Here is a 22,171-nt window from a genome sequence, read left to right on the forward strand (position 1 = left end):
GCCCTCATCCGGCGCTGTGCGCTGTGCGCCCTCGTGCGGCCCGGAGCGCGGAGCGGGTTCGTGCCCTGCGGCGCGCTCATACCAGCCCCCTGGGTCCGAGCACGCGTTCGGCGACCGCGCCCAGCCAGTCGACCAGCAGCGCCAGCGCCACCGCGAGCACCGCGCCGACGACCAAGGTGACGTTATCGCGCAACTTGTATCCGGTGTCGATGAGAATTCCGAGCCCGCCGGCACTCACCAGGAACGACAGGGTGGCCGTTCCCACGGCCAGGACCAGCGAGGTGCGCAGCCCGGCCAGGATGTAGGGCACGGCCAGCGGGAATTCGATCCGGCGCAGCACCGTCGCCGCGGACATCCCCTGCCCGCGGCCGGCATCGATGAGCAGCGGATCCACCTGCTGGTAACCGAGAATGGTGTTGCGCAGCACGGGCAGCAGCGAATAGAACGCGATCGGCGCGACACCGATCCAGAAGCCTGTGGTCCGGGTGACGAGATAGAACAGCACGATCAGGCCGATGGCCGGCGCGGCGGCACCGATATTCGCGATACCGACAAAAAACGGCGCGAGCCTGCGGTACCCGGGCCGGGTGAGCAGGGTGCCCAGCGGTACCGCGACCACCACGACGATCAACACCACCGCGGCGGTGATGAGTACATGCTGCCAGGTGACGGTGGCGATATTGCCCGCGGTGAGGCTGGCCTGCTGGGTCATGGTGAGATCGCGTCGCAACGCCCAGATCAGGACCCCGACGGTGAGCAGCAGCACGAGGACAGGCTGTACGAGCAGCCGCAGCCCGTCGGCGCGCCGGACAGCCTGCGGTGTGCCCGTTTCGGTCGCGGGCGGCGTGGTCGCGGCCGTCATGCCGGCGCGTCCGTCGCGACCGGGTCACCGGAGTGCTCGGCGCGTAGTGCCGACAGGTGTGCGACCAGGGTGTCGATCGTGATCAGCCCGGCGTATTCGCCGCGGGCGCCGGTGACGACTCCGGTGGCGTGGTGGTCGGTCAGCAGCGCTTCCAGCCCGTCCTGCAGCGTCGACGCCATGGACAGGGTTTCGCCCAGCGGGGTCCCGGTGGCCCGCACCGAGTCCGCGTGCGCGAGTTGTCCGGTGGAGATCCAGCGCAGTGGCCGGCGGCGGGCGTCGAGCACCAGGGCCCACGGCCGGTCCGCGACCGCCGCGCGGGCGGACTCGACCGTATCGTCCTCGGTGACGGTGGGGCAGTCGGCGAGTTCGATATCCCGGATACGGGTCAGGGTCAGCTGTTTGAGGGAGGCGTCGCCGCCGACGAACCCGGCCACCGTGTCGTCGGCCGGGTCGGCCAGGATCGCGGCGGGCGTGTCGTATTGCAGGATGCGCGACCGGTCGCCGAGTACCGCGATCCGGTCGCCGAGCTTGACCGCCTCGTTGAAGTCGTGGGTGACGAACACGATGGTCTTGCCCAGTTCCGCCTGCAGGCGGAGCAATTCGTCCTGCAGCAGGCCGCGGGTGATGGGGTCGACGGCGCCGAACGGTTCGTCCATCAGCAGCACCGGCGGGTCGGCGGCCAGGGCGCGCGCCACCCCGATCCGCTGCTGCTGCCCGCCGGACAGTTGCCGCGGGTAGCGGTGGCGGTAGGTGCCGGGGTCCAGGCCGACGAGGTCCAGCATCTCGTCGGTACGGGCGGCGATCCGTTTCCGGTCCCAGCCGATGAGCCCGGGCACGGTGGCGATGTTCTTCGCGACCGTCATATGCGGGAACAATCCGGCCTGCTGGATCGAATAGCCGATCCCGCGGCGTAGCCGGTCCGGGTCCATTGCCGCGGCATCGCGTCCGTCGATCGTGACGGTGCCGGAGGTGGGTTCGATGAGGCGGTTGATCATCCGCATGGTGGTGGTTTTGCCGCAGCCCGACGGCCCCACCAGGACCACGATCTCACCGGCCGGAACGGTCATCGACACCGATTCGACGGCCGGTTGCCGCTGTCCCGGGTAGTGCTTGGTGACAGCGTCGAGCACGATCTCGACACCGGAGACCGCCGAGTTCCCGGCGGTATCGGAATCAGTCACGGATCCCCCTCGGAATGGTGAAACGGCCGACGAGCAGGAAAAACCCGTCGAGGAGTAGAGCGAGTACGACGATGAGCACCGTGCCGGTGAGCGCCTGCGGGACGGCGTTCGGGCTACCGAGCCGGGCCAGGCCGGAGAAGATCAGGTTGCCCAGCCCGGGGCCCTTGGCGTAGGCGGCGAGCGCGAGAATGCCCATGATCAGCTGGGTGCTGACCCGCATTCCGGTGAGAATCGCCGGCCAGGCCAGCGGTAGTTCCACCGCGGTGAGCACCCGCAGCCGGTTCATCCCGACCCCGCGCGCGGCATCGACGACCGCACTGTCCACGGCGGACAGGCCCACCAGGGTATTGCGCAGAATCGGCAGCAGCGCGTAGAGCACCAGGGCGGTCACCGTCGGGACCACACCCAGTCCGAATATCGGGATGAGCAGGCCGAGCAGGGCGAACGACGGCACAGTGAGAATGGTGCCGGCCGCGGCCGTGGCGACCGCGGAGCCGATCGGGCTGCGATAGACGAGAACACCGATCAGTACCGCGACCACGGTGGCGATGAGCAAGGACTGCACCACGGCCGAGACGTGCAGATACGAATCCACGACAAGCTGGTGCCGCCGCTCGACGACGAAGGTCCACAGCGTATCCAGGGTGAACCTCCAGTTGTCCGGTACCGCGGGGCTGTCGCGGCCTCACCGCGTCCGGACCGGGTGCCGGCGCGGCGCGACGCCGGCGAGAGCAGGTGGTGGGTGCCGGCGACAGCGCGCCGCGCCTGGCCCCGGTGAACAGAGTGCCCCGTCGTGACCGGATCGAAACACTTCGGCATCGGTGTACCGCCGCACCAGGGCGGATGCGGTCTTCCTCGGGTATCGCGGTGAGCGGCGCAGCGGGCTCGGCGAGCGGCCGAGCACCGGCTCACTTGCCGTCGTTACCCGGGACTTCGGGCGTTTTCGGGCGCTGACCGGCCCACCGCCGGTATCCGACGACCGCGGCGACCAGGATCGCGATCCCGATGATCACGAGTAGTTCCATACCGGGCGCGTACCCGGGGCCCGCCGGTCGAATCAGGACCGCGCCGGCGGGCGTCCGGCCGCGCTGTCAGGGCGCGACGACGCGCACCGAACGCAGGCGCGGATCCGAGGCGTCGGGCACATTCATCCCGTGGTCGTGCCCGGTGCGCAGATACTCGAGCACACCCGGGTCGAGCCGTTCACCGGGAACCACCACCGGAATCCCGGGCGGATACGGCGTGAGCTGTTCGGCGGCGATCCGGCCCGCGGCGTCGCCGATCGGCACCATTTCAGTGGGCCCGAAGAAGGCATCGCGCGGCAGCATCGCCGTATCCAGCTGTAATTCGGCCGGCTCGGGCAACCGGATCTCGCGCGGCGCCGACGTGGCGCGTGCCTGTGCCCGCCACTCGCGCACGGCCGCGATCAAGGTATCGGCCGTCTCGGCGTTGTCGGCGAGCGAGAGAGTCGCCAGCATCCGGCGGTGATCACTCATGCCCAGGTCGATGCGGCAATGTTCGCGCAACCACGCCTCCGCGTCGTACCCGGTGACGCCGGTCGCGGAAATATCCATCAGCACCTGGAGCCGGTCGAGGTCGTGCGAGGCCTCCACCCCCAGCAATTCCTCGTCCATCACCCGCACCCCGGGAATCCGGTCCAGCTCCGCCCGGATGTGCCCGGCGGTGCGCAACGCGGAATCGAACAATTCACGCCCCCGCTGCACCATCTGCCTGCGCCAGCCGTCGAGTGCGGCATAGATCGGCACGCTCGGACTGGTGGTCGTCAGCAGGTCCGCGCACTGCCGCAGCCGCACCGGGTCCACCAGATCGCCCTGCAGATGAAACACCGACCCCTGCTCGAAACCGGCGCCCATCTTGTGCACGCTCACCACACAGAGATCCGCGCCGACATCCATCGCCCAGGTCGGCAGGTCCGGATGGAACGGCAGATGTGCTCCCCACGCCTCGTCCACGATGAGCGGTTTCCCGCGCTCATGGCACACCCGCGCGATACCTTCGATATCCGCGCAGGTGCCGTACGGGCTCGGGCTCACGATCAGCGCGCCGGCCGCGTCGGGATGCTGCTCCCACGCCTGCCGCACCTGGTCGGGTGACGGGGGATGGGAGAAATGGCGCTCGGTATCCCAGCGCGGTGTGATCCAGCGCGGCAGCACCCCGGAGAAGATCAAGCCCGCCACGATCGATTTATGACTGTCGCGGGCGACGAGCAGCCCCTTCCCGCTCCCGCCGGCCACGGCCATCATCGCGGCCTTGACCGACAGGGAACTCCCGCAGGTGGAGAAGAACGCCTGATCCGCGCCGACGGCATCGGCCATGAGCTCCTCGGCCCGGGCCAGATAGCCACCCCGCGACAGGCGGTCGTCGAGGCCCGGGGTGGCGAGTACATCCGCGGCGAACGCGTCCCGGCCGATCACCGCCAGAACGCGTTCGTCCACACCGCGCCCCTGACGATGCCCGGGCGGAGTGAACCCGTAGCGGTTGAGCCGGTGGTAATCGTGCAGGGCTTCGACGAGAGGCGCCCGGGAATGATCGAGATCGGCCCGGCCGCGTCCGTCAGTGCCCACGCGGCTCGCGGAGGGATGCGCCTTCGCCGGTTTTGACCCGGCGGTGCTCGAGGACCACGAGCCCCACACCGGCCACCAGGCAGACGCCACCGCAGATACCGGCCACGATCGCCCAGCCTTCGAAGCCGTAACCGGCGGCGGTGAGGGTGAGCGCCACCAGCACGATGCCGAGCGCCGTCAGGATGATGCCCGGCCAGTTCCGGGCGTCCTCGATCGATTCTCCGGCATGCGATCGGGTTGTCCGCGTGTTGTCGGGGAAGCGGTGCTCGTACGGTTCGTCACTGCGTTGCGGCTCGTGTCCGGCCACCATGGTCGTTTCCTTCCTGTCGAGCTCAGGACCAGGTATTTCGGCCCGGATACCCGCTCGGCGGGGGTTGAACCACCGGATACCTATCCGCCGGTGCGGCTCAGATCGGGTTCGGAGGAGGAGGCACCGGATGGCCGGGGTCGGGTATCGGTGGCCGGTCCGGGGCAGGTTCGGGTGGCGGCCGGCCCGGGTCCGGTGGGGGAGGCGGCGGTGGCGGATGAGCGGGGTCGGGTAGTGGCCGTCCTGGGTCCGGTGGGGGTGGAGGTGGTGGCTCCCCTGGGTCCGGTGGAAGCGGCGGGGGATCGGGCACCGGTGCGGGGCCCGGGTGCGGTTCCGGATCCGGGAGAGGTCGCGGATCGATGTCACGCATGGTCGTCCTCTCGCTGTTTCGGGCGATGCTGCGAGTGGCCCCGGCGACGTGACCCAGTGTTGTGCGCTCCGACAATCCGGGCCCGTGCGGCCCGCGGGGCGGTTGCCCGGCCGGGCCCGGTGCAGGTGGGATTTCCGTCGGGGACCGGGGCGCAACCTCGCGATCTGGGTCACCACAACGATGACCCGGTCCGCTGTACCGCTCTGGGAACCGGTGGAATACCCGCTCCGCAGCGGGACGAATTCAGCTCAGCCGTTGGGCGAGCAGGGCTTTGGCCTGCTCGGCACCCTTCTGGCTCTCGTGCTGTGCGCGCTGGAAGAATTCGGCGATCTCGGTATCACCCGCGCGCTCGGCGTCCCGGCTATAGACCTCCATGCGCAGCGCATTGCTCAAGCACGCCTCCGTGAACCAGATGAGGTTGTAGTCCTTGTCCTTGGTTCCGGTGAACTGGCCGGTTTCCTGCTGAATGTTCATAGCGGCCTCCTGTTCGGTCGTGGACGCACCCGAAGGGTGACGCCTCCTGTCGACGATGTCCGATACCGTCACGGGGCGCCCTACCCGGTCGAACCATCGGTAAACCGTGCGGCCGGACCGGTCCGCGGAACGGCGGCCTTTCCCGGTGCCGGGCGGTCTTGCGGCAGCCGGGCCAGCCTCCGCTCGCGGAAGTACGGGCCGGCACCCGGCCCGAGGGCGAACGGGTGTCGCGGGGTGCTGGTTATGCTGCGGAAGCAGCTATCGCAGCGACCGAAAGGGTTCCATGCCACGAATCGCCAGTGCCACCAGCGTCGACCGTGCCGCCCTGCTGGACTTCCTGCGGACGCGCCACCACGGTGTCCTCGTCACGACCCGAGCCGACGGGTCACCGCAGATGTCCCCGGTGACCTGTGGTCTCGATCCGCAGGGGCGCATCGTCGTCTCCACCTACCCCGGCCGCGCCAAGACCCGCAATATCCGGCGTGACGCACGGACCTCGATCTGTGTGCTCTCCGACGACTTCAACGAGGCCTACGTGCAGGTCGACGGGCGAGCCGAGGTACTCGATATGCCCGAAGCGCTCGACGGCCTGGTCGACTACTACCGGGGTATCGCCGGCGAACACCCGGACTGGGACGACTACCGGGCCGCAATGGCCCGGCAGGACAAATCACTGATCCGGATCACGATCGAGCGCTGGGGTCCGGTCGCCACCGGCGGTTTCCCGCCGGAGCACGACCCGGCGAGCTGAGGCATTCACCCGCCGCGGCGAGTCGCCGAGTACCTTCGCATTCCGAGCCGGTTTCCACCCAGGTAGGCGAGCCGGGGCGCAGCTGCCGCCTTGACGCGTCCGGCGGCGCCCCGGAAATGATGGGCCGGTCGCGGGACACCTGGTTACCGGCGCCCGTGCGATATCTCCGTGCCGATACGCCGGCCCGCCGCGCGCATCGCGGCGGCATCCGACGCCACGATCACGTCGGCGAATCGCGATCGGTACTCGCCGAGGTCGTCGCCGACCGATCCCACCACCGCGTACACCGGCGTTCCGGCGGCCCGCGCGAGAATTGCCGAGATGATCTTGCCGGCTCTGGTCTGCCCATCGAGCCGGCCCTCGCCGACCACGACTGCCCCCGCCTGCGCGACCGCTGCACCGAATCCGGCGGCATCCAGCACATACTCTGCGCCCGAACGCAATTCGGCGCCATACTGTGCCCACATTCCACCGGAGAACCCGCCCGCGGCACCGGTGGCATCGATACCGGACGGGTCTCGCGGCAGGCGGCGCGCGGTCTCGGCGAGACGCCGCGTGAGCAGCTCCACGGTGGCTGGATCGGCACCCTTCTGCGGTCCGAAAACCCGGGCAGCATCCATATAACGCGTAGTGACGTCGGTGAGCACGGTGATCGCCGCCCCACCCGTTCCACCACCGTCTTCGATCGCGGCGATGGCACCGGCGCCACCGTCCGTGGTGGCGGACCCTCCGGCCGCGACCACGATTTTCCGAGCACCGTGCCGCACCGCCGCGGCTATGACCATGCCGGTGCCGTAGGTATCGGCGGCAACCGGGTCCCGCGGACCCTCGTGCGGTGTGGTGATCCCGCTGGCCGCGGCGATCTCGACCACCGCCGTACCGTTGTCCGACAGCCCGAATGACACGGAACACGGTGCGCCCCAGGGATTACGCGCCGTGACGGTCACCGAATGCAGACCGAGCGGTGCCATGAGCACGTCCAGGGTCCCCTCGCCGCCGTCGGCGACGGGCAGCCGGATCGCTCGGGACCCGGCCTCCTCGACCCCTTGCCCGATGGCCTCGGCAACCTCCGGCGCGGTGTAGGTGCCCTTGAAACTGTCCGGGGCGACGAGCACCGTCACGACGGGGTTGCCCCGTCGATCCGGTCGGCACAGGCAGCACGGTTCCCTGAGACGCTCATGTCCGTGACTCTATCGGCGGCCGGTCACCGGACTGCGGTCGGCCGGAAGTCCCGTACGGTTTCATTCGCCACCGGGTGGCCTGCTCGCTGCAGGCAGCGTGGCGGTGCGGATCGTTCTGAATCGCACCGCACGGCCTCGATCGCGGGAATCCCGAAAAGTACCGACCGTCTCGTAGGTAAATAGTTCGGGCGAATCTGCAGCCAGTTCCGCTGTCCGATCGGCGCGGGTCCGGCCTGGTCAGTCGATATTTCGGAGAATGCCAGGTCATCGGCCTAGACCAATTCATGTGACGTTTCCGCATGAACGGGAATACCGGCTGTGGCACAATACATTTCGTGTTCGGGCGGTTCGTGGGCAACTTTACGGCAATGGTTCCGTTGTCGGTCGAGGTGGTCGCGGTATCGGCAGGGACGTGCTGCGGCGCGACCGCGGCAATCTCCCGCGCACTTGACGGAGAGCCGGATCCGGTAGACGCCGCCCTGGTGCGGCCACCGCTCTCCATCGGCCAGGTGCTGGAACGAAACCCCACGTGAAGGTGTGTGGTGTATTGAGCTCTTGACAGGTGATCATCCGGCTCTCTTGCCCGGTCCCCGGCTGGTGCCCCATGAACGTGTGGTGCCGGTCGGTTCCGATGCCCGGTAGTCGGCAGCGATGACCCAGCATGCCCAGCGGTGGACGAGCGACCGACGGGATCGGAAGTGAGTAGGAGGCGATTATGGTTACGCACGGATGTGCGGTCGATTGCGCGGACAGGCCGTCCGCCGACCAGTACGGCGCAGCGTTGCGCGGGGTGAAATACCGACCGGGGGAAGACGGTCCGGTTCTGTCACGTATCGGAGTATCCACGTGAGCGCCCCGCGATCGTTTCGGTTTCTCAATGTGTTTCGAAAGGGACGGACAATGGAACGCACATCGCTCGCCGAGCTGATCCGGCACGGTAGCCCGGAGATTCATCAGCAGCTGCAAGAGATCCTGAGTAATCCTGACTTCGCCGTCACCGAGAAGCAGAACCAGGAGGAGCGGCGGGCCAATGCCTACGAGCAGCTGCAATATCTGGTCGGAAAGTTCGGCGATACCAGCGCCACCGCCACCGATCTGCCCGCCCTGTTCGCGGTGTTCGACTGGTCCGCGGTGCTGGCGACGGACCTGGTCCCGCTGATCTCTGGGCACTACAACCTGGTTTCGGGCAGCTTGGCCACCCTGACCGACGCCGATACCGCCGCGCCGTATCTGCACGACCTGGACAACGCCTCCAGTATCGGTGTCATCCTGCTGACCGAGTACGGGTGCGGCTCGAATATCCAGTTCATGCAGACCACCGCGACCTGGGACGGTGACGGGTTCGTCATCAACACCCCGGATCCGCGGGCGCGGAAATTCATGCCGTCGGTGGGTATTCCGGTGTCCCGCGTCTGCATCGTCGCTGCCCGATACGTCGACGGGGCGGGTGTCGATCAGGGCGTGCACCTGTTCGCCGCGCGACTGCGCGACGCCAACGGCGATCCGGCTCCCGGCGTGACGATCACCCAGCTCGACCATCAGCCGCTGGTCGTCATGGACAACGCGATCATCAGCTTCGACAACCTCCGGGTCGATCGCACTGCCTGGCTGAGCAACGACCTGGCCACTGTCGACAACAACGGTGTGCTGACCTGGCGGGACGAGGACAGCCGCCGGCGGTCGTTCCCGTCGGCGATCAGCCAGCTGACCGTCGGGAGGATGGCACTCGCGTCCTGTCTGAACGCCTCGGCACGCGCAGCCCTCTACATTGCCTTGAGCTACGCCACCAGGCGGGTGGTACCGATGACAGCTGTCGATCATCCACACATGATCGATATCCCCCATGTCCGCGACACCCTGCTCACCGATCTGGCCGGAACCGTGGCCAGGACCATCTACGGCAACCAGGTCAAGAGCATGCTGGCGGGCAGCGATCTGACAGATCGCGACACCGTCGTGACGGCGATGCTGGCCAAGTACTTCATCCAGCTCCACGCCTTGGACACGGTGACGCACTGCCGTATCAAGATGGGTGCGCAGGGCATGTTCAGTGCCAACCGGATCGCCAACTACCTCGGGGTCTGTCATGCCGCCATCACCGGCGAGGGCGACTGCGCCGTCCTCGGTTCCGTTGCCGGGCGTGCGCTGGCCAAACAGCTGCTCGCCACGCCGCCGGCCGAACCGGTTCTGCACGATCCCGCCGACGCCGGCGACCGCGCACGCTTGTTCGGCGCTCGCACCCTGACGATCGCGCACGAGGCGCAGCCGCACCTGGACAATCCGGGGCTCACGGATCGGTTGGCGGTTATTCCGCACGCACTCGATCTCACCGAGGCCCATTGCGCCCAAGCGGCTTTGCGGTTGCTCGACGAACATGCCGATCTCCCCGAGATAGCCGCTGTGCGGGACGTTTTCGCACTGCACTATCTCGACCAGCATGCCGCGTGGTACCTCACCCACGGCCTGCTCGATATCGCGGGTGCCCAGAAGGTCAAGCAGGAACTCCGCCGGGCCATCGATGACCTGGCGGGTAACCTGCCCGCACTGCTGGAGGCGTTCGGCTTCGACGACGAGATTCTCGACGCACCGGTGCTGTCTGATGATCTGCCCGGCGCTTGGGACTCTCGCTGCAACGAGCCGAGCCGTCGCTGACCGTCCGGCGGTAGGCCCGGTTCGGGCTTACCGCCGGGAAGAACCTCTTGCCCTCGCCGACGGCCCTGGGATGATGCGGTACCGCATCATCCCAGGGCCGTCGGCGAATCAGCCGTTCACCGTGGGACGGGCGGAAACGGGCGGGCCGGTTCGAAGACCACCGGCAGACTCGCCAGGGAGCGGTGGAAGGGCCCCGGTCGCCACACCAGCTTCTCGGCCGGGCACGCGAGCCTGATTTCGGGCAGCATATCGAGGAGCTGGTCGATAGCGTTCTGCGCGACCGAATACGCGACCGACTGCGCAGGGCAGGCGTGTGGCCCGGTTCCCCAGGCCAGATGTGAGCGGTTATCGGTGAAGTTGCCCGCGATTTCGGGGTCGTTGTTGCACGCCGCCATACTGGTGACGACCGGCTGATGAGCGGGCAACCAGACATCCTCGACGAGGATGGGCTGCGGGGGATAGGTGATGAGGAAGTTCGCCAGCGGCGGATCCTTGAAGAGCAGCTCGTTGAGCGCATCGATCGTCGTCAGCGCCGCATCCCCTTGGAATCGGTCGTCGCTGAGCATCAGCAACAGGGTGTTGGCGATCAGGTTCGCCAGTGGCTCGATTCCCGCGCCGTAGATGGGGACCAGCTGGTGCACGAGTTCCTCGTGCCCCAATCCTGCCCCGTGCTGCAGCAAGCGAGTGGCCACATCGTTGCCCGGTTGCTCCCGCTTGAGCAGAATCAGGTCCGACAGCGCGCTCACGAACATCTGATTGCCTTCGCCGGTCGGATCGCCTTCGAACATCATGGCCATACCCTGGCGGACCCGATTGCCGATCTCTGCCGAACAACCGACCATGGTGTTGAGATAGGCGAAGGTGACCGGAACGGCGTACTGGCTGACCAGATCGGCCTGTCCGATTTCACAGAACTGGTTGACTTCCGGGACAGCGATCCCCTCGATTTCCCTGTGCAGGTTGTACAGGTCTATCTCATTGATGCTGTCCACGGTGGCTCCGCGGTAGCGCAGATGTTCGGTTCCCGCCGTACGCAGGGCATTCGGGCGATACTGCATCATCGATTTCACCGGGCACGCGTCGGGGATGCTCTGCTCCCATGTGCGTGGGTCGGCCGGGAAATGGGAGGGATCGTTGCCGATCCGCACCGCGGTCCGGTAGCCGATCACCAGCGTTGCGGGGACCCCGGGCGACAGTTCCACCTGCGCCAGGGAACCGTGCCGGGCGCGCATAGTGGTGTAGGTGCGGTGCGGGTCCGCGGCGAAATCCTCCCGGTACAGCGGGACCCGGGCCGGGTCGTGGATGGTGGGTACGGGCTGACTCCCGGTATACCGGGGTTGGTGATGCGGTGACTCGAAATGTGTGGTCAATGCGGTGACTCCAGGTACGTAACAGGAACACGACGAACATGCTCAGGGTCTCGGGCGTTGGGCTGCGCTGGCCCGCTGCAGCGTTATAGCTTCCGCCGGCGCCGGGCGTGGAACGCCTCCACACGAACTCGCGACGACAGTGCGTCGGGAGGCATATGCCTGAACGCCCGTGGACCGTTGCCGCCGGTCATGCCATGGAAACCGAGAAGACTGCGGGCGTGCGACCGGCGTTTGCGTCGACGCACCGGCGGTCCGGCAATATCGCCGATCTCGACCGGTTACGCCCACCGAGACATTCGCACACAACGGGTTCCACGTCGGAGCATCATACTCACTGCCCGGAGACTCAGCAGCCCGAACACCCGTGCCGATCTTCCGTATCCCTTGCAGGCCAGCCGGTTTGCTTGCGGCCCGAATCCCGCGAACAGTCTTGTGGCCGCGGGGAATTCCCCGCGGCCACAACGAACGAGCCGGCGATCAGGACTGAGTGCGGACTCCGTTCTCGATCCGGTCACCCAGTTCCTTGTCGACATTGCGCCAGTACTCGAAGGCGCGCTGGAGAACTGGTTCGGTCACACCGTCCAGCAGGTGACCGACGATATTGTTCACCAGGCGTTCCCGGGCCGCATCGTCGAGGACAGTGCGGACCATGGTGCCCGCCTGGCCCCAGTCGTCGTCCTCGGCGTGCAGGGTGTACGCGGCCCGGACGATGTCGCCGTCGGTGTGCCAGCCGGCGGGTTCGCCGTAGCGGTCGGTATCCGGCCGGACCCCGCCCTTGGAGTTCGGGGTGTACACCGGGTCCGCGACCGGGTGGATGCGCATCGCGCCGTCCTTGCTGTAGCTGCGGACCGGCACATGCGGGGAGTTGACCGGGATCTGCTGGTAGTTCGCGCCCAGCCGGGCCCGGTGGGCGTCGGCGTAAGAGAAGATGCGGGCCAGCAGCATCTTGTCGGGGCTCGGGCCGATACCCGGCACCAGGTTGTTGGGCTGGAATGCCGCCTGTTCGATTTCGGTGTGGTTATCGGTCGGGTTGCGGTCCAGCGTCATCCGCCCGACCTCGACCAGCGGGTAGTCGCTGTGCGGCCACACCTTGGTGAGGTCGAAGGGATTGAACCGGTAGGTCTCGGCGTCGCGGAACGGCATGATCTGCATGTACAGCGTCCAGCTGGGGTATTCGCCCCGGTCGATCGCCTGGAACAGATCGCGCATGTGGTAATCGCTGTCGATACCGGCGGTTCGGTCGGCCTCCTCCTGGGTGAGGAACTCGATGCCCTGATCGGTCTTGAAATGGTATTTGACCCAGAACTTCTGGCCCTCCGCGTTCACCCACATATAGGTGTGGCTGGAGTAGCCGTTCATATGCCGCCAGGTCTTCGGGATCCCGCGGTCACCCATCAACCAGGTGACCTGGTGGGCCGACTCCGGCGACAGTGTCCAGAAATCCCACTGCATATCGTGGTCGCGCAGATTGCTGTCGGCGCGCCGCTTCTGGGAGCGGATGAAGTTCTGGAACTTCAGCGGGTCGCGCATGAAGAAGACCGGCGTGTTGTTGCCGACCATGTCGTAGTTGCCCTCGGACGTGTAGAACTTCAGGGCGAAACCGCGCGGATCGCGCCAGGTGTCGGGGCTGCCCCGTTCACCGGCGACGGTCGAGAACCGGGCGACCATCTCCGTCTTGGTGCCGGGCTGGAACACCGCCGCCTTGGTGTAGGCGCTGACATCGCCGGTGACCTCGAAACGGCCGAACGCGCCGCTGCCCTTGGCGTGCGGCTGGCGCTCCGGGATACGTTCCCGGTTGAACTGCGCCATCTGTTCGATGAGGTAGTGGTCCTGCAGCAGGATCGGGCCGTCGGGCCCCACCGTCAGGGAATGCTCGTCGCTTTCGACCGGGATACCGGCGTCCGTGGTCAGGATTTCGGGCTTTTCGCTGGTCATGCTCGCGGCGTCTCCTTCCGAGCGTGTCCGGCCGGCACCGCGGCGCGGTGCCGGCGACCTCACGGGACGGCCGGATCGAGCGCGAGAAACGGGCTGGCCCGCAGACCGTCCACACACTGGCTGTACCCAGGATGTCACCGTGTACTCGGGTTGGAAAGTGTCGTGCCGTGGCGCCCGCCGATCGGGTGGTGGGATCACCTTTCCCGGGTGATTTCCCGGCCGGCGGACACCGCGGACGGGTCCGCCGACCGGCGGCAGGACTGCACCTTGCCGCGTGTCAGCCTGCCGGGAGCAGGGCGGCGGCCCGGTCGGCGATGGCGCTACCGGCCTCGGTGGTGGTGGCAGTGCCACCGAGATCGGGGGTGCGGGGACCGCCCGATCCGAGGACGTCGGTGACGGCGCGGTCCACTGCGGCGGCCGCGGCGTGCTCGCCGAGGTGGTCGAGCAGCATGGCTCCCGCGAGGATCTGCGCGACCGGGTTCGCGATGCCCTGCCCGGCGATATCGGGGGCGCTCCCGTGGACCGCCTCGAACATGGAGGGAACGGTGCGGTCGGGGTTGATATTGCCGGAGGGCGCCAGCCCGAGTCCCCCCGTGACGGCAGCCGCCAGGTCCGAGAGGATGTCACCGAACAGGTTCGAGCCGACGATCACGTCCAGCCGGTCGGGGTGCAGCACGATCTCGGCCGCGAGCGCGTCCACATGCATCTGCCGGGTCTCGACGGCCGGGTATTCGGCGGCGATCCGGTCGAAGATCTCGTCCCAGTACGGCATGGAATGGATCAGCCCGTTCGACTTGGTCGCCGAGCACAACCGGCGCTTGCGCTCGCTTGCCTGTTCGAAGGCGTAACGGATGATCCGCTCGCAGCCGACGCGGGTGAACACCGACTCCTGCAGAACGAACTCGTCGGGACGGCCCGGGTTGTGCCGGCCGCCGATCTCGGAGTATTCGCCCTCCGAGTTCTCCCGCACGATGAGCAGGTCGAGATCGTCCGCGCTCCGGTCACGCAGGGCCGAGGTGGTGCCGGGCAGCAGCCGCACCGGGCGGAGGTTGACGAACTGCCCGAAGGCGCGCCGCAACGGGATCAGCAGCCCCCAGAGCGAAATATGGTCGGCTACGCCGGGAAACCCCACGGCGCCCAGCAGGATCGCGTCGAAACCGGCGAGCCGCTCCGGCCCGTCCGCGGGCATCATCGATCCGGTCCGCAGATAGTTCTCACAGGACCAGTCGAATTCGGTCCACTCGATACCGGGCAGCACCCGGTCGAGGACCTTCACCGCTTCCACGGTCACGTCGACGCCGATGCCGTCGCCGGGGATGGTCGCGATCCGATAGGAACTCACAGGGCCACTCCGATGTATTTGATCTCGAGGAATTCGTCGATACCGACCAGGCCGCCTTCACGGCCGAGGCCCGATTCTTTCACCCCGCCGAACGGGGCCGCCGGGTTGGATACGACACCTTGGTTCAACCCGACCATTCCGGTGTCGAGGGTCTCACTCACCCGCAGCCCGCGCCGCAGGTTCTCGGTGTAGACGTAGCTCACCAGGCCGTATGGGGTGTCGTTGGCCCGATCGACGGCCTCGTCTTCGGTATCGAAGGTGCTCAGGCAGGCGACCGGACCGAAGACTTCGGTATGGCAGATCAGTGCGTCGTCGGGTACGTCGGTGAGCACGGTTGCCGGATAGAAGTTGCCGGGGCCGTCGACGGGTTCGCCGCCCAGCAGGACCCGGGCCCCGCGGGCGCGGGCGTCGGCGACCAGCTCGGTCACCTTCGCCACGGCATCGGCATCGATCAGCGGACCGACGACGACTCCGGGTTCGGTCCCGGGCCCCAGCGGCAGTTGGCCCATCCGAGCCGTGAGCCGCTCGGCGAAATCGGTGGCCACGTCACGGTGGACGAAGAACCGGTTCGCCGCCGTGCACGCCTGCCCGATATTCCGCATTTTCGCGGCCAGCGCGCCCTCGACGGCCGCGTCCAGATCGGCATCCTCGAAAACGAGGAAGGGGGCGTTGCCACCCAGTTCCATGGAGGTGCGCATCACGGTGCGCGCGCACTGTTCCAGCAGCACTTTGCCGACTGCCGTCGATCCGGTGAAGGACAGTTTCCGGGAGCGGGGATCGAGAATCAGTGGGGTCATCAGACCTCCGGGATCCGCGGTCGTCACGACGTTCACCACGCCCGAGGGCACCCCGGCCCGGTCCAGGATCTCGGCGAGCGCCAGCGTGCACAGCGGTGTCTGCTCGGCGGGCTTCACGACGCAGGTGCAGCCGGCCGCGAGCGCCGGGCCGATTTTGCGGGCCCCCATGGCAATCGGGAAATTCCAGGGCGTGATGAGCAAGCTCGGACCCACGGGCTGTTTGGTGACCAGGAACCGGGAGCCGCCGCCGGGTGCGGGCATGTAACCACCGTCGAGCCGGACGGCTTCCTCGGCGAACCAGCGGAAGAACTCGGCGGCATAGGTGACCTCGCCGCGGGCCTCCGCGAGGGGTTTGCCCATTTCGAGGGTGGCGATCAGTGCAAGGCGATCGGCCTCGTCGAGCATCAGGCGATGGGCGCGCATCAGGATATCGCTGCGCTCGCGAGCGGGGGTCCGTGCCCACGCCGACTGAGCTGCCGCGGCGGCATCGAGCGCGGCCATACCCTCCTCGGGCGTGGCGTCGGCGACCGTGCGCAGCTGTCGCCCGGAGGCCGGATCGACCACCGGCATGGCGGCGGAGGTCGGGCGCCACCGGCCCCCGATGAAGAGGCCGTCGGGTACGGACTCGACGGCAGCGCGTTCGGCGTCGGTGAGTGTCTCTTCGGTGAGCACGGCGACGGCTCCTCCCTCTCGGCGCCCGGTCATGCCCTGGGCTGAATTGTCGACAATCCTACAATAGGGGTCGACTCGGGCGGGCCGGTTCCGGGGTGCGGACACTCGGCGGTCACCTCGACGGTAGGCATCGGGGTCGGCTACCCGGTGATCAGCCTGCTCGATCAACTCGCCGGCCTGCGCGCCGCCTACGGACTCGGATTCCTCCTGTCCGCCGCCGCACTGGTCGTCGCCTGGCGGACACTGCCTGCCGAGGCCCCAGGAGAGCTGCCGCGGATCGACGTCACCGGAGCGCTGCTCCTCGCTTTCGGCACCCGCGGGCTCCTCCTGGTCATCGCGGAACCCTCGATATGGGCGACCGCGTGGCTCGCCGGTGGCCTCCTCGCCGGTTCCGTCGCGGTCCTGGCCCTGTGGGCGTTCATCGAATTGCGCACCACGGCACCCCTGGCGAACCTGCGTCTGCTCGGTCAAGGGGCCCATCGTGCGCGCGAACCTGGCAGTACTCGTGGCCGGGGCCGGGTTGTACCTACTGTTCAGCGTGTCCACCCGCTATGTGCAAACACCCGTGGGCGCCTCCTATGGGTTCGCACTCCCCGGCGTCGCCGCAGGTGCGGCACTGATCCCGTTCTCGCTACTCGGTTTCGTTGCCGGAAAGGCGGTGCCGCGCCTCATCGCGCGCATCACCGAACGCTGGACGTACACGCTCTCGGTCGTGATCGCTATCGCCGCCGCACTCGTATTCGCCGCCGCCAACCAGTCGCTCCTCGCCGTCCTCTCCGCAGTAGCCCTCCTCGCCGCCGCCACACCGACCGGCGCCATGCTCCCCACCCAAAACGGCTACATCACCGCGGCATTGTGGGCAGTGCTCCCGCTCGCAGTCAGCGCACTCGTCATCGCCACGAATCGATCCGCCCGGTCCGCTTCGGCGTCACCAACGTCCTGACCCGCGACAACTGCCGACAGGTTCCGCCCCTGCCTCGGCGTCGGGCTACGACACCACGCCGACACGCCGAGCCAGCCGTCCGAGTTCCCCGGTGGTGAGGTCACGGCGGGTCTCCCGCAGCATCGAGCCCACCAGTTCGCGAACCGGCGCCATCCCGCGCACATGCTGTGGCGCGGCATGCTCACCTCGCAGCAGGGCATGCAGCGCCGCGCGGTGATCCCGACGCATCGCGTGCGCCCGGCCGACCTCGACGAAGTACTGGGCGTGCCGCACTCCGCTCGGGAGGTCGTCCGGGTTCAGCGTCTGTGCAATCCGCAGCGCTTCGACCGGTTCTCGCCGTTCGACAGCAGAACTCACCTGCCACAGAGCGACATTCGCCGGGCCGAATGTCCGGTTGCGTGCTGTGCTCCGGCCGGAGGGAGCCTGCGCGAGGCGCCCGGCCAATTCGGCGGCTTCGGCGAGATGCGGATGTGGGTCACCGCCTGCCAGCGTCTCGGCGAAACCGACTTGCTGGCGCACCATCCCGACGGTTTCCAGCTCGCCGAGCGTGCGTGCGTCGAGGGTCAGCCGATCAGCGATATCGGTAGCGACGCTGAGCGCAGCCCCCAGCGCGCCGGGGCGGGCAGCGAGAATCTGTGACTTCAGAAAACCGGCGGCAGCGATCGGAGCGAGTGAATCGGCACGCGCCGCCGCACGCTCGGATTCCTGCACAGCCGTCCAGGCGAGCGCATCGTGACCACGCTGTCGCAGCGCCGACGCCACGCCGTAAGCGGCGGTCGCCAGCAGGTCCCACCCCTGAGCGTTACCGTCATCGGCAAGACGGTAGGCATCCGTGAGCAGACCGGGCAGCAGCGGGCCGAGTGCAGCGTAATCCCCGGCATGCCGCAGCCGCGATGCATGCTCGACGGCCGACGTCAGTTCATCCACGGTGCGCGGCGGCGCGGTGTCGGTGATATTCCCCTGTGTCCACAGCGCGGTCTCGATATCGGGCACCGCTCGGTGAAACGCACTCATAGACGGGTCGATCCGGTCATCGCTGCCGGTCAGGTCACCGAGTGTGCAGCCGAGCGCACTGGCCAACGCGAGCAAGGTCCGGCGGGAGTCGACGGGCCGTATCCCGGTCTCGTACTTGGCGATTACCGATCGGGTCAGCCCCGCCCGATCCGCGAGAACCTGCTGGGAGATACCGCGCCGCGCACGGATCTGGCGCACCCGCTGCCCGATGAAGGTATCCGGTTCGTCGATCATGCCGCGCACCTGCGCTTTCCCGGTCGAGTTCCCACGCTTTGAGTGCATTGTTCCACTGGGGAACAGCGCGCGCTCGACTCGGTGTGAGGCTTCTTCCAGCCCCGCCGCCGGGTGGCTGTCGCAACCCCGGCGGCGGGTGCAAGCCAGTCCGGGAGAAGACAGGGGATCAGGGTGGAGCCGACCGCGTTGGGGTGGATCAACTATGAGGTGAGCACCTCGCCCGATTGGGACCAGGCGCAGGTGTCGAGGTTCGCGCGTCATCTCGGCTACCGCGTGGTCTGGCCGGATGAACGCTCAGTGCTACCGGTAGCCGTCCAGGCGCGGAACGCTGGGGCCGATGTGGTGATACTGCCCGCCCCGAACCACCTGGACCCGCTGGAGTTGAACCGGGTTATGGACGTGGCCGATGTGGAAACGGTGCTGCCCCGGTTGTCCTTCGCCCGGTGGTTCCCGGTCGGGTCGGCGCGGTGATCGCGCTCGGTCTGGCGGTTGCGATCGGCCTACCGCTGTGCGTTCTGCTCTGGGCGTTGTTCTGGCCGCAGCGCTGAGCCCTGTCACCCAGGCGGCCGAGTGGCCGGACATTGCGAGCAAATCGGGACGTCGAAGCGGCTCGAATTAGACGACAAGTGGCCGCAGCCACGGAGCTGAGGATATGGCCTTCGTCACACTTCACTTCGATGGCCTCCGGTCGGTGCCTCCGCCGGAATCGACTGCCACTCATGCTGATAGCCCCTCTCCATCCACCCCCCGGGGGATCCCGCCCCCCGAGAGTCCTCGCCCCCGGGGGGCGTCCCCGTGGGTCCCCGTCCCCCGTTGGGGGTCCCCTCCCCACCCCCGACCCCCTCCCCTCAGCTCACCCCCATGCCTCACCTGCGGGGAGGCTTCTGCCGCGCCCCCGGGCTCGCGCCCCCTCCCGTGGAGCCCCCCGCCCACCCCCGGGGGCTCTCCCCCCACTCAGGGCTCGTACCCTCCTCGTTCCCCCCCAGGGGGTGGGGGGCGAACCCCCACCCCCTGGGGGGATTGCCCCCTCAAACTGCAATGTTCCCAATCCTTTTCGAAGGATCGAGCCCAAAGTTTGGCCGTTGGCCGATTGGTCGGAACGTGGTCCAATGGCGGGTGCCGTCCCCATGGGGCCACCCCCATCTGATGCACCAGACAGGGGCGGCAAGTCCATGTAAATTCCAATCTCACGGACAGGATCATCATGCCTGCTTTGGATTCACGCGTACAGGGTTGCCCTCAGCCGGAAGAACCAGGACCCATCGAGGTACACCCGTTGATAGTGCTGTTTTTGGCTACGAGCCTGGCCGCCGCCGCAGCTCTGACCAGCGGCTGGGCCGAGTCTCTAGGTGTTTTCGGCACCATCCTCAGCGTATTCGGCTATCCGCGGCCCGCTCGGTAGAAGATGTCTCGAGGTCGAAGCGGCGGCCTTGGTCTTCGGCCTCGAGCACTACAGCGTTCTAGCTGACCGATCGCGAAACGGTAGTGGCGCAGGTGCCACGGACTGTACCGACGAAGAATCCTGCGCTCGAATGGAAGGGAGATAGTGAACTCGATCAGCGATGACGAATTCGAACGGCTACTGGCTGATTTCGGTGCGTCGTCTGTGCACCTCGAGACCCGTGATGCTTACGGCACAGAGGTCGAGCTGCCGCATATGGCGCAGTGGGCGGCTGGCGAGCTCGACGACCTGGAGTGGCTGCAGGGTTGGTGTTCGGTAGTCCGCGAACATGTGGCGGCAGGGCGAATAGTACGTCGCGCGCGGATCGTGTCCGAGCCGTTGAGCGACTATCAGCGGTGGTCGCACAGCATTGCGCACCCGATGGTGGAGGCGGGAGAGGATATCCGCTGGGTTCCGCGCCGCCTCGTATCGTCGACGGCGATCCCGGGGAACGACTTCTACCTTTTCGACGACGAGTTGGTTGTGTTTCTGCACTACGCCGGGAATGGGCTCGGTGTCGACAAGGTGACCTCGACGGACCGCCGCGACATCGACCTGTGCCGCAGGGCATTCGACGACGTGTGGCAATTGGCGATTCCGCACAGTGAGTACAAGCCCCTCTAGCTCCGCGCAGGAGGCGCGGCGCGTGCTCGGCGGTCGGCTCCGCGACCTGCGAAAGGACGCGGAGCTGACCGGCCGGCAGCTCGCCGAGGCGACGAGGCAGCACTTCACGCGGGTTTCCAAAATAGAGAACGGGGTCCAGCAACCGAGCGACCACGACATCCGCGAGTGGTGCCGAGTGTGCAATGCGGAGGACCAGACAGCGGACCTGCTCGCGACCCTGCGCATTGTGGACGCCGCCTATATCGAGTTCCGGCGTGAGAGCCGGGTCGGTATGAAACGAGTCCTCGGCGCGCACACACAGAAGCGATACGAGCAGACGAAGGTCTTCCGGATCTACGAGCACAATGTGATTCCCGGCTTACTGCAGACCGCCGAGTACTCCGCGGCCATGCTGTCGTTCTGGATCAAGTTTCTCGGCACGACCAACGACATCGACGAGGCCACAGCAGTCCGAATGGAGCGGCAGCGGATCCTTCAGCGTGGCGGGAAACGGTTCGTGATCGTGCTCGAAGAGCAGGCGCTACGGACCTGGTTCGGTGACGCCGAGGTTCAGTCGGGTCAACTGGGGCGGCTGCTCGAGCTGATGGCGTTGCCGAACATCTCGCTCGGCATCATCCCGTTGATGATCGAACGCGAGGCGGTCGCCTCGGCGGGATTCTGGGTTTTCGATGACGACCTGGTGGCATTGGAGACTCCGACCGCGAGTATCCAGGTGACCCAACCGGCCGAATGCCTGATGTACATGCGTATGTTCGAAGTTCTCCGCGGCGCGGCCGTGTACGGCCGGGCGGCACGAGAGATCGTTGTCAGGGTTCTCGGGGAGCTGGGTCGGTAGCAGTGTCGGCCGCAGCTGCAGCGAGCATGCATGGAACGATCCTGGTTGCCATAGCGAAAGACCGGGAGCAGGACGTCATGCCGATCAGCAATCAACAGGTGATCACACACCGCTTTCTCCGCCCCTTGTCCGAGGACGACTTCTATCCCAGCCACCTGGTGGACCGGGGTAGGACAATTCTGCTGAGGTTGTGCGAGCGTATCGAGGCCGAACAGCCCGCCGACCTGGCCGCGCTGTACGTCCTTACCCAGGCCGCCACCGAGGAGTTCAATGCGCTGGAGGCCGAGTTCGATTCGGCGGGCAGCGGAATCGAGACGGTGGCCCGGGAGGAGATCGGCGAGGACTTCTGGTTCGTGGCCCGCGCGTATGGTTTCCAGGACGCGGATGCGGAGGAACTGATCGCTACCCGGGAGTGGTGAACGCACAGGATCCCGGCAACGCGGTACCGGTAGCGACTACGCGCCACGGCGGCGTGGACCCGCCCCGGGGACCCGGCCCGACATAGTGTCGGGTCGCGCGTTGATGAGGACTACGGGTAACGAGTCGTCGTCTCGTGACGTGATCGACACGCTGAGCTTGTGGCACTACTTCTGACGACCGG

At 67.4% G+C, this 22,171-nt stretch carries 19 protein-coding genes; 7 read left to right on the forward strand and 12 right to left on the reverse strand.

The genetic code is table 11. The features are described 5' to 3' along the window. Positions 1-76: 76 nt before the first annotated feature. The 6 genes from ACIA75_RS33225 to ACIA75_RS33250 form a co-directional block, all read right to left on the reverse strand. Positions 77-862, reverse strand: coding sequence for an ABC transporter permease (locus tag ACIA75_RS33225; RefSeq protein WP_397111007.1), 786 nt, complete (start codon positions 860-862; stop codon positions 77-79). Further along, a complete protein-coding gene (locus ACIA75_RS33230) occupies positions 859-2,043 on the reverse strand; it encodes an ABC transporter ATP-binding protein (RefSeq protein WP_397111008.1) in 1,185 nt (394 codons plus the stop codon). Before ACIA75_RS33230 ends, ACIA75_RS33225 begins: the two co-directional genes overlap by 4 nt. Beyond that, complete coding sequence (locus ACIA75_RS33235; RefSeq protein WP_397111114.1) at positions 2,036-2,686, reverse strand: ABC transporter permease; 651 nt, start codon at positions 2,684-2,686, stop codon at positions 2,036-2,038. The genes ACIA75_RS33230 and ACIA75_RS33235 overlap by 8 nt, the downstream gene beginning before the upstream one ends. Positions 2,687-3,134: 448 nt before the next feature. Beyond that, the gene (locus tag ACIA75_RS33240; RefSeq protein WP_397111009.1) at positions 3,135-4,628 is read right to left on the reverse strand and encodes an aminotransferase class I/II-fold pyridoxal phosphate-dependent enzyme; all 1,494 of its coding nucleotides are present in this window, start codon (positions 4,626-4,628) and stop codon (positions 3,135-3,137) included. Next, positions 4,618-4,938, reverse strand: a complete 321-nt coding sequence (locus ACIA75_RS33245) for a hypothetical protein (RefSeq protein ID WP_397111010.1) — start codon at positions 4,936-4,938, stop codon at positions 4,618-4,620. The genes ACIA75_RS33240 and ACIA75_RS33245 overlap by 11 nt, the downstream gene beginning before the upstream one ends. Before the next feature lie 610 nt (positions 4,939-5,548). Beyond that, positions 5,549-5,779, reverse strand: coding sequence for a hypothetical protein (locus tag ACIA75_RS33250; RefSeq protein ID WP_397111011.1), 231 nt, complete (start codon positions 5,777-5,779; stop codon positions 5,549-5,551). Between the two features lie 283 nt (positions 5,780-6,062). Between ACIA75_RS33250 and ACIA75_RS33255 the strand changes: the two genes are divergently transcribed. Next, on the forward strand, positions 6,063-6,530 hold the full coding sequence (locus tag ACIA75_RS33255) for a PPOX class F420-dependent oxidoreductase (protein WP_397111012.1): 468 nt from the start codon (positions 6,063-6,065) through the stop codon (positions 6,528-6,530). A gap of 143 nt (positions 6,531-6,673) precedes the next feature. Here the strand turns inward: ACIA75_RS33255 and ACIA75_RS33260 are convergent, their stop codons facing one another. After that, the gene (locus ACIA75_RS33260) at positions 6,674-7,651 is read right to left on the reverse strand and encodes a glycerate kinase (protein ID WP_397111013.1); all 978 of its coding nucleotides are present in this window, start codon (positions 7,649-7,651) and stop codon (positions 6,674-6,676) included. Between the two features lie 960 nt (positions 7,652-8,611). Between ACIA75_RS33260 and ACIA75_RS33265 the strand changes: the two genes are divergently transcribed. Next, a complete protein-coding gene (locus ACIA75_RS33265; RefSeq protein WP_397111014.1) occupies positions 8,612-10,363 on the forward strand; it encodes a hypothetical protein in 1,752 nt (583 codons plus the stop codon). Positions 10,364-10,479: 116 nt separating this feature from the next. Here ACIA75_RS33265 and ACIA75_RS33270 read toward each other — a convergent pair whose 3' ends face one another. The 4 genes from ACIA75_RS33270 to ACIA75_RS33285 form a co-directional block, all read right to left on the reverse strand. After that, the gene (locus tag ACIA75_RS33270) at positions 10,480-11,733 is read right to left on the reverse strand and encodes a cytochrome P450 (protein ID WP_397111015.1); all 1,254 of its coding nucleotides are present in this window, start codon (positions 11,731-11,733) and stop codon (positions 10,480-10,482) included. 477 nt (positions 11,734-12,210) lie between these two features. Further along, positions 12,211-13,668, reverse strand: a complete 1,458-nt coding sequence (locus ACIA75_RS33275; RefSeq protein ID WP_397111016.1) for a catalase — start codon at positions 13,666-13,668, stop codon at positions 12,211-12,213. A gap of 277 nt (positions 13,669-13,945) precedes the next feature. Further along, positions 13,946-15,010, reverse strand: coding sequence for a tartrate dehydrogenase (locus ACIA75_RS33280; protein ID WP_397111017.1), 1,065 nt, complete (start codon positions 15,008-15,010; stop codon positions 13,946-13,948). Then, a complete protein-coding gene (locus tag ACIA75_RS33285) occupies positions 15,007-16,377 on the reverse strand; it encodes an NAD-dependent succinate-semialdehyde dehydrogenase (RefSeq protein ID WP_397111115.1) in 1,371 nt (456 codons plus the stop codon). Before ACIA75_RS33285 ends, ACIA75_RS33280 begins: the two co-directional genes overlap by 4 nt. A 583-nt stretch (positions 16,378-16,960) precedes the next feature. Here ACIA75_RS33285 and ACIA75_RS33290 point away from each other — a divergent pair. Then, positions 16,961-17,422: a hypothetical protein gene (locus ACIA75_RS33290; RefSeq protein ID WP_397111018.1), complete on the forward strand. Its 462-nt coding sequence runs from the start codon at positions 16,961-16,963 to the stop codon at positions 17,420-17,422. Positions 17,423-17,467: 45 nt separating this feature from the next. On the opposite strand, the gene ACIA75_RS33295 is transcribed toward ACIA75_RS33290, so the two are convergent. Beyond that, a complete protein-coding gene (locus tag ACIA75_RS33295) occupies positions 17,468-18,670 on the reverse strand; it encodes a helix-turn-helix domain-containing protein (RefSeq protein ID WP_397111019.1) in 1,203 nt (400 codons plus the stop codon). 207 nt (positions 18,671-18,877) lie between these two features. On the opposite strand from ACIA75_RS33295, the gene ACIA75_RS33300 reads away from it, so the two are divergent. The 4 genes from ACIA75_RS33300 (at position 18,878) to ACIA75_RS33315 (ending at position 21,989) form a co-directional block, all read left to right on the forward strand. Beyond that, positions 18,878-19,141, forward strand: a complete 264-nt coding sequence (locus tag ACIA75_RS33300) for a hypothetical protein (protein WP_397111020.1) — start codon at positions 18,878-18,880, stop codon at positions 19,139-19,141. 1,075 nt (positions 19,142-20,216) lie between these two features. Further along, entirely contained in the window at positions 20,217-20,735 is a 519-nt protein-coding gene (locus tag ACIA75_RS33305) for a DUF6879 family protein (protein ID WP_397111021.1), read from the forward strand. 22 nt (positions 20,736-20,757) lie between these two features. Next, complete coding sequence (locus ACIA75_RS33310) at positions 20,758-21,570, forward strand: helix-turn-helix domain-containing protein (protein ID WP_397111022.1); 813 nt, start codon at positions 20,758-20,760, stop codon at positions 21,568-21,570. 26 nt (positions 21,571-21,596) lie between these two features. Next, positions 21,597-21,989, forward strand: a complete 393-nt coding sequence (locus tag ACIA75_RS33315; protein WP_397111023.1) for a DUF5713 family protein — start codon at positions 21,597-21,599, stop codon at positions 21,987-21,989. Positions 21,990-22,171: the final 182 nt, after the last annotated feature.

The organism is Nocardia sp. NPDC051750 (genome assembly GCF_044453135.1).
Lineage (GTDB): Bacteria > Actinomycetota > Actinomycetes > Mycobacteriales > Mycobacteriaceae > Nocardia.

What these genes read in the sequence shown, in the direction of transcription:
- ACIA75_RS33245 (WP_397111010.1), bottom strand. Translation starts at nt 4,938, where the DNA reads ATGGTGGCCGGACACGAGCCGCAACGCAGTGACGAACCGTACGAGCAC.
- ACIA75_RS33225 (WP_397111007.1), bottom strand. Translation starts at nt 862, where the DNA reads ATGACGGCCGCGACCACGCCGCCCGCGACCGAAACGGGCACACCGCAG.
- ACIA75_RS33265 (WP_397111014.1), top strand. Translation starts at nt 8,612, where the DNA reads ATGGAACGCACATCGCTCGCCGAGCTGATCCGGCACGGTAGCCCGGAG.
- ACIA75_RS33295 (WP_397111019.1), bottom strand. Translation starts at nt 18,670, where the DNA reads ATGATCGACGAACCGGATACCTTCATCGGGCAGCGGGTGCGCCAGATC.
- ACIA75_RS33275 (WP_397111016.1), bottom strand. Translation starts at nt 13,668, where the DNA reads ATGACCAGCGAAAAGCCCGAAATCCTGACCACGGACGCCGGTATCCCG.
- ACIA75_RS33255 (WP_397111012.1), top strand. Translation starts at nt 6,063, where the DNA reads ATGCCACGAATCGCCAGTGCCACCAGCGTCGACCGTGCCGCCCTGCTG.
- ACIA75_RS33315 (WP_397111023.1), top strand. Translation starts at nt 21,597, where the DNA reads ATGCATGGAACGATCCTGGTTGCCATAGCGAAAGACCGGGAGCAGGAC.
- ACIA75_RS33285 (WP_397111115.1), bottom strand. Translation starts at nt 16,377, where the DNA reads ATGCCGGTGGTCGATCCGGCCTCCGGGCGACAGCTGCGCACGGTCGCC.
- ACIA75_RS33250 (WP_397111011.1), bottom strand. Translation starts at nt 5,779, where the DNA reads ATGAACATTCAGCAGGAAACCGGCCAGTTCACCGGAACCAAGGACAAG.